Origin of the sequence: Christiangramia marina, assembly GCF_048285865.1 — a bacterium.
Lineage (GTDB): Bacteria > Bacteroidota > Bacteroidia > Flavobacteriales > Flavobacteriaceae > Christiangramia > Christiangramia marina.
Map to the genome: position 1 here is coordinate 772243 of NZ_JBLVTK010000001.1, position 3812 is coordinate 776054.

The following is a 3812-nucleotide window of genomic DNA, read 5'->3' on the forward strand; positions in this document are numbered from 1 at the left end:
CTTTTTTACGTGTAAACTACGTGTAAATGATTTTTTTAAGGTAATTTTACACAACAACCAAAAGATATGGCAACCCTTAAATTTTTTACTCGATCTAAATCTGAAACTTCTGTTATAAACGTTCGGTTTATGCAGGGCCGTAAATTTGATATTCACCGAAGTACTCTTATAACCGTCCAAAGTAAACATTGGAATAACAAGGCAGGCTTTTTCAAATCAAATGCAGAATTTAAAGGACGTAAAAAACTTGAAAAACGCTTAAATGATTTAAGAACTGAAATATCAGATCGTTTTAATGAGGACTATTCAACAGGAGCTAAAATTAATGGAGATTGGCTTGAAGGTGTGTTAAGTGATTTTTTTGAACAGTCACCAGATCTACAACTAGAATATTTGTGCGACTATGCAGAATTTCACCTGGATAACCTACCGAACAAGATTTTAAAAAATGGTAGTACGGGAGTAAAAAAAGCCACAAAACAGAAATACGAAACTAATCTGAGAAAGCTAAAAGAATTTGAATCTTACAAAAATAAGCGGTTCTTACTCTCTGAAGTAGATATGAATTTTCACCGGGAATTTATTCAATATCTCAAAAATGAACATTTTCTGAATTTCAATAGCATAGGTAAATATTTAACTCTGGTCAAAACAATTTGTTTAGATGCTAATAAAACCAAAGGTTTTAAAATAAGTGATTCTATTCTTAACGGTAATTTCAAGATTACTAAGGAACCTACAACCTTTATAACTTTAGACGAATCGGAAATTGAGAAAATTTATAATAAAGATTTTTCTAGAAGTCCTCATTTAGATAATGCTAGAAATTGGCTTATAATTGGAGTTTGGTCTGGTGCTAGAGTTAGCGATTTACTGAACTTTACAAAAAATAATATTAAAGGTGAATATTTGGAATACACAGCAATCAAGACAGGTTCTAAAATTGTCTTACCGTTGCATTATCAGGTTATCGAAACACTAGAAAAAAATAACGGCCAATTTCCGCGAAAAATTAGTAGTCAAAAATTCAACGATTATATTAAGAAGGTCTGTGAAAAAGTAGAGATTGACAAACCTGTTACGGCCGGCAAAAGAATTGAAACTAAAGAGAAAGACAAAAATAAAAAATCAATTTGGAGAAAAGTTGTGAAAGAATATCCAAAACATGAATTGGTTAGTACTCATATTTGCCGCCGTTCATTTGCTACAAATCACTATGGAAAAATACCTACTCCAGTTATAATGAGTGCTACAGGTCATAAAACTGAAAAAATGTTTTTGAACTACATTGGCAAAGCACCAAAAGACAATGCCGACGTACTTGCGCAGTATTGGAACCGGGTCCAGATCAAGCAAAGCAGAAAACCAGAATTCGAAATAATTAAAACCGCCAACTAATAAATTGAATTATGACTAAAGAGCAAGAAATTTTAAACCTAAAAGCCGAAGTTGAAAATTTGAAAAAGCAGCATTCAGAATATTTGACATTCGTGCAAACAAAAGTTATTTCTAAAATTGATGTCTATAGGAACATAGCAAAAGTAGCAGATAAAGAGCTAGACCGCCTTGAAGAAACAAATGAAAATCTAATTAATTTTATATTGAATAATGGCCTGGGAACTGCCTATTTAAGGAAGTTTGGTCCAAACAATTTGCATCCTAATTTTGCAGATAAGCAGGATATCAATTATATACTTTTGCAAGGTTTTCAAGGAGATAAAACCCTAGAGAATTTAAGGACCGTGAACCGAAATAAATTCATTCTGAATTAAATCAATTTTCAAATAGTTCTATCATGAATTTAGGTAATGATATAGATCTAATAAAAGACCAGGAATCGCGCAGGGAACAAAACCGGGTTTATTTACGTTCAGTATTGAAAACATATTTCAACAATGCTTATTCTGATTTTAGTAAAAAATACGAAACCCTAATAGCTGCTAATTTACTAGATCCAAGCGATCAAAAAGAATTGAAGCTTCTAATTAAGAAGGAGTTTGATAGATTGAATGTTGCTAAACCTTACTGGAGCGAACATGGATCTTATTCCTATTTTGGTTGTATTTCGATCAACAATGAACAGTTTACTTACAATAGCAAAGAACTGCTTAATTCAGCTAAAGAGTTGATTAATAAAATATACCCTCTACTGAAAGATGATATCAATACTGTTGGTTTTTCACAGTGGATGGGTAGCATTAGAAACACTGCAGAAAAAGTTTATTTGAAAAAAATTCTCAATCCTGAAAATTATCCAGGATCTACACAACTTCAATCTTCTGAAACAAACAGAGCTAATAGAATATTCAAGGATAATGGCTTTGAAATATTTAAGGCTCTTAAGGAAGAATTCCCTAAACCTAATGCCGGGGTTACTACTAAATACACTTTAATTTATGATCAATTACGAACCAAGTTTTCAGGGTCAGCTAAAGAATATTTTGAATTCGTAAAGCATTATTGTGTAGATGAAATGGAAGGTACTAAATTCGTCAGGTTTACCAATTTACCTAACTACTATAACGAAGCCTTCAAAGCTCAATTGGAACAAATTATTGCCAATTACAATTAAAACTTTACTATCACTCTCTATTTTTGAGTAATTGTGAGTAATTAAATGAGTAAATATGAGTAAACCTTAAACCGCTTACTCAATAGTTTTACAGTATCTAATATTAAATACTGTTCAAGATATGTCTGTTACTCAGCTTCACAACTGTACTCCAGAAGAACTTACAAGTAAAATACTTTCTGGAATTCAAAACCAACTTGAAGAAATAAAGAGCAATTTACAACCGAAGGAACCAGATGATTACCTGGACCGTAAGGAAGTTAGTAAGCTACTTAAAGTCTCTTATGCAACCCTTCATACTTGGTGCAACAAAGGAATTTTAGAACCTATGAAAATAGGTAGCCGCGTTTATTTCAGTCGCAAGGCTATAGAAAGAACTTTACAGGAATCTATAGACTAGAATCATGCATACGAACGGATTCAAGTATATACGGCATTATTACAGGATGGATTCAGTGTCAAACTGTGGAATTATATATGAGCTCGATTCTGTAGATCATTCTGAAATTTTTCTTCCTGAAAAAGTTGGTTGTACAATCGCTGGAAACAAGGAGTTTTCGCCGCGCAATTTGGATTTTTTTGGGGATGCTGGACCTTGCAATCTTCAACCAACTTCAAAACCGGGAATTTATGAAGGTTTTCTAGTAGATCTAATACACGGTAAACCGTTACCTACTAGCACGATTCTCGCGCGCTTTTTGGAAAATGAGCATATGCTGGTCCTTGATTTATTCCAAGGTTTCTATACATATAATCCATTTTTATTTAAAGCAATTTTAGATAACCATTCATTTATTATAACCAATAAAGCCGGAGTATAAACCGGCTTTATGTGTTCAATAGAAGTATACGACCTCGCAAGTAATATACACTGCTAAGATAGCATTTATGAGATATAATATCACCTATAATCAATTAGCATTGGTGGAATACAATCAAAGCCAAACTGAAGAATTTCAACTTGATTGTATTGATGGAATTATTTTACAACAACTGTTTTGGCTTCGTGAGTGGGAAGGTGTACAAACTATCAAATTGGCTGATGGTATTTACTTTTGGGTAGCTTATAAGAAATTAATTTCAGAATTGCCTACAATAGGTATAAAGTCAAATGACGGTTTAAGTAGAAGAATTAAGAGAAAACTTGTTCGGACTGGATTAATTAAACTTCATGTTAAGAAAGACGATAATAGTAAAACATATTGGCAATTCACCAATAAAGGACTTAAAGTTGTAGCAC

At 32.5% G+C, this 3812-nt stretch carries 6 protein-coding genes; all 6 read left to right on the forward strand.

Annotated elements, in window-relative coordinates; genetic code table 11:
- Positions 1–66 precede the first annotated feature (66 nt).
- A complete protein-coding gene (locus ACNKXS_RS03600; RefSeq protein WP_417919660.1) occupies positions 67–1398 on the forward strand; it encodes a phage integrase SAM-like domain-containing protein in 1332 nt (443 codons plus the stop codon).
- 11 nt (positions 1399–1409) lie between these two features.
- A complete protein-coding gene (locus tag ACNKXS_RS03605; protein WP_417919661.1) occupies positions 1410–1772 on the forward strand; it encodes a hypothetical protein in 363 nt (120 codons plus the stop codon).
- A gap of 23 nt (positions 1773–1795) precedes the next feature.
- Positions 1796–2572 carry a hypothetical protein gene (locus ACNKXS_RS03610; RefSeq protein WP_417919662.1) on the forward strand — a complete coding sequence of 259 codons (777 nt, stop codon included), beginning with the start codon at positions 1796–1798 and terminating at the stop codon, positions 2570–2572.
- 121 nt (positions 2573–2693) lie between these two features.
- Entirely contained in the window at positions 2694–2972 is a 279-nt protein-coding gene (locus ACNKXS_RS03615) for a helix-turn-helix domain-containing protein (protein ID WP_417919663.1), read from the forward strand.
- Between the two features lie 4 nt (positions 2973–2976).
- The gene (locus ACNKXS_RS03620) at positions 2977–3393 is read left to right on the forward strand and encodes a hypothetical protein (protein ID WP_417919664.1); all 417 of its coding nucleotides are present in this window, start codon (positions 2977–2979) and stop codon (positions 3391–3393) included.
- Between the two features lie 67 nt (positions 3394–3460).
- The coding region (locus ACNKXS_RS03625) for a hypothetical protein (RefSeq protein WP_417919665.1) at positions 3461–3812 on the forward strand (352 nt) is incomplete at its 3' end.